We start from the raw sequence: 2,964 nt of genomic DNA, 5'->3' as shown, positions 1-2,964 counted from the left end.
TTGCTATGTTTTTAATAGCTGCTTGCGCTTATCCCTAAAGGGTTTCATCCGTTTTTTCCGAAAGCTCTCAGCGCGGATTTTATTCGCCTGTCTTGCCCAGCTGTGGGATCGCAGCCCCGGGCTCCAGCGACAGCAACCCGGAGCGCGTGTAGATGCCCAGCTTGTCGCGGGTATCGACGATGTCCAGGTTGCGCATAGTCAGCTGGCCGATGCGGTCTGCCGGCGAGAAAGGCGCGTCTTCCACCTTTTCCATGCTCAGGCGTTCGGGCTTGTAGGTCAGGTTGGCCGAGACGGTGTTGAGGATGGAGTAATCGTTGCCGCGGCGCAGTTCGACCGTGACCTCGCCGGTGATGGCGCTGGCCACCCAGCGCTGGGCGGTTTCGCGCAGCATGATGGCCTGCGGGTCGAACCAGCGGCCCTGGTACAGCAGGCGGCCGAGCTTGCGGCCGTTGTCGCGGTATTGTTCGATGGTGTCTTCGTTGTGGATGCCGGTGACCAGGCGCTCATAGGCGATGAACAGCAGCGCGAGGCCGGGGGCTTCGTAGATGCCGCGGCTCTTGGCTTCGATGATTCGGTTTTCGATCTGGTCGCTCATGCCCAGGCCGTGGCGGCCGCCGATGCGGTTGGCTTCCAGGATCAGCTCGACCATGCTGCTGAAGGTCTTGCCGTTCAGCGCTACGGGCCGGCCCTCTTCAAAGCGCACGGTCACTTCTTCGCGCTTGACTTCGACTTCGTCCTTCCAGAAGGCCACGCCCATGATGGGGTTGACGATCTTCATGCCGGTGGCGAGCTCTTCCAGGTCTTTGGCTTCGTGCGTGGCGCCCAGCATGTTGGAGTCGGTCGAGTAGGCTTTTTCGGCCGACATCTTGTAGCCGAAGCCGGCCTTGGTCATGAAGGCCGACATCTCGGCGCGGCCGCCCAGCTCGTCAATGAAGAGCTGGTCCAGCCAGGGTTTGTAGATCTTCAGGCCCGGGTTGGTCAGCAGGCCGTAGCGGTAAAAGCGCTCGATGTCGTTGCCTTTGAAAGTGCTGCCGTCGCCCCAGATGTTGACGTCGTCTTCCTTCATCGCCGACACCAGCATGGTGCCGGTCACGGCACGGCCCAGCGGCGTGGTGTTGAAGTAGGTCACGCCCGCAGTGGTGATATGGAAGGCGCCGCTTTGCAGCGCGGCGATGCCTTCGGCGGCCAGCTGGGCACGGCAGTCGATCAGGCGGGCTTTTTCAGCGCCGTACTGCATCGCCTTGCGCGGGATTTCGTCGTAGTCGGGCTCGTCGGGCTGGCCGAGGTTGGCGGTATAGGCGTAAGGGATCGCGCCCTTGAGCTTCATCCAGTGCAGTGCGGCGCTGGTGTCGAGGCCGCCCGAAAAGGCGATGCCGACTTTCTGGCCGGCGGGAAGGTTCTGGAGGATGGTGGCCATGAAATGGGTTCCTGGGGATGAATGCGTAGACGTGATGTAAGGGTCAGCCGAAATAGCAGATGTAGTGATAGGCGGCTTCGCCGGCAGCGACGCGGATTTCGAACGTGGCGTTGCCCGGCACGCTGAATTTTTCGCCGGCTGAAGACCTGACCCAGCTGTCGCTGCCGGCCAGCTTGTATTCACAGGCACCGGCCACGCATTCCATGATCTCGGGCGCGCCGGTATTAAAGGTCAGGGTGGCCGGAAGGATTACGCCGACCGATTTTTTGGTGCCGTCGGCCAGCGTGATGCCGTGGCTCACGCATTTGCCGTCAAAGTAGACGTTGGCCTTGGTGGTCACGCTGATGTTGTCGATTTTTTCGGTAGGCATGGGAAGGTGCTGAAAAGAGACTGAAAGAGACTGAAGAGGCGGGAAGAGACAGAAAAAGACGAAAGGGGCTGTTCCGGGCTGCGGGAAAGCACCGCGTGGCGCCCAAACCGTTGATTTTAGGTCACCCGGAGCCCTTCGCCGGGCCCGCAGTGAATCCGGTTGGCCCTTTGTGGCGTATCCCCAATGCCAGCCGCCTGCCGGTGTTTCCCAATAGCCACCAATACCTGACAATGTTCTTCATGAAGCCAGAAAGCCCGGACAGACAATTGATCGCGCTGATTGACCGCGTGGCCCAGGCCGATGAGTCGGCCCTGCGGGAGCTGTATGAGCTGACTTCGTCCAAGCTCTACGGTGTCGCGATTCGTGTGGTGACCAACCGTGAATGGGCTGAGGACGTGTTGCAGGAGGCCTTCTTCAACATCTGGCGCATCGCAGGCGACTACAAGGCGACCCTGTCACCGCCCATGGCCTGGATGGCGCTGGTGGTGCGCAGCCGCGGCCTGGATTTTTTGCGGCGCCGGGCTTCGGACCGGGCCGACCTGATGCAGGAACTCGACGATGTGATTTCCGACACGGTGGCCGGCGATTCGCCCAACCCGATGGACACGACCCAGGCCAGCGAACAGGCCTGGGCTTTGCACCAGTGCCTGGGCCAGCTGGAGCACAAGCAACGTGAAGTGGTGAGCCTGGCGTATTTGCGGGATTTGAGCCATGGCGAGCTGGCTGAGCAGCTGAAGCTGCCCTTGGGTACGGTCAAAACATGGATCCGGCGCGGACTTGAGCAGCTTCGCGGCTGCATGGCGAGGTTTGCCTGATGAATTTACAAAGTAATCCCGCCCTGATGGAGCAACTCGCGGCCAGCTATGCGCTGGGCACTTTGCGCGGCGGTGCGCGTCGTCGGTTTGAGACGTTGGCACGCGACAACGCCACTTTGCGCGCGGCGGCGCTGGTCTGGCAAAGCCGCCTGTCGTCGGTGGCCGAATTGCAGCCGCAAGAGGCGCCTAGCCCGGTGGTTTGGAAACGCATTGAAAACCTGGTGCGGGCCGACAAGGAGGCGCGCGCCATGCAGGCGGCGCGGGTCGCTCCGGGTGTCATGGGTTGGTGGTCCAGCCTGGGCCTGTGGCGCGGCGGGGCTGTGGCGGGCGCACTCGCGACTGCGGCGGCGGTTGTCGTGTGG

The 2,964-nt window shown here is 62.1% G+C and carries 3 protein-coding genes and 1 pseudogene; 2 read left to right on the top strand and 2 right to left on the bottom strand.

Annotated elements, in window-relative coordinates; genetic code table 11:
- Positions 1-79 precede the first annotated feature (79 nt).
- Together argG and ppnP are read right to left on the bottom strand one after the other, a co-directional pair.
- Positions 80-1,417, bottom strand: a complete 1,338-nt coding sequence (gene argG / locus AC1D1X_RS19605) for an argininosuccinate synthase (RefSeq protein WP_477668078.1) — start codon at positions 1,415-1,417, stop codon at positions 80-82.
- A 43-nt stretch (positions 1,418-1,460) separates the two neighbouring features.
- Entirely contained in the window at positions 1,461-1,787 is a 327-nt protein-coding gene (gene ppnP, locus AC1D1X_RS19600; protein WP_477668077.1) for a pyrimidine/purine nucleoside phosphorylase, read from the bottom strand.
- A gap of 239 nt (positions 1,788-2,026) precedes the next feature.
- On the opposite strand from ppnP, the gene AC1D1X_RS19595 reads away from it, so the two are divergent.
- Together AC1D1X_RS19595 and AC1D1X_RS19590 are read left to right on the top strand one after the other, a co-directional pair.
- Entirely contained in the window at positions 2,027-2,602 is a 576-nt protein-coding gene (locus tag AC1D1X_RS19595; protein ID WP_477650164.1) for an RNA polymerase sigma factor, read from the top strand.
- A pseudogene (locus tag AC1D1X_RS19590) lies at positions 2,602-2,964 on the top strand (anti-sigma factor); the annotation flags it as partial. The gene AC1D1X_RS19595 and the pseudogene AC1D1X_RS19590, both read left to right, overlap by 1 nt.

This window comes from Polaromonas sp. P1_G4, from assembly GCF_056405475.1.
Note: the sequence above shows the minus strand (reverse complement) of the source record. Positions and strands in the feature narration are given on the sequence as shown.

Bases quoted from the DNA above. Each gene is read 5' to 3' on its own strand.
- argG (WP_477668078.1), bottom strand. From the start codon at position 1,417: ATGGCCACCATCCTCCAGAACCTTCCCGCCGGCCAGAAAGTCGGCATC.
- ppnP (WP_477668077.1), bottom strand. From the start codon at position 1,787: ATGCCTACCGAAAAAATCGACAACATCAGCGTGACCACCAAGGCCAAC.
- AC1D1X_RS19595 (WP_477650164.1), top strand. From the start codon at position 2,027: ATGAAGCCAGAAAGCCCGGACAGACAATTGATCGCGCTGATTGACCGC.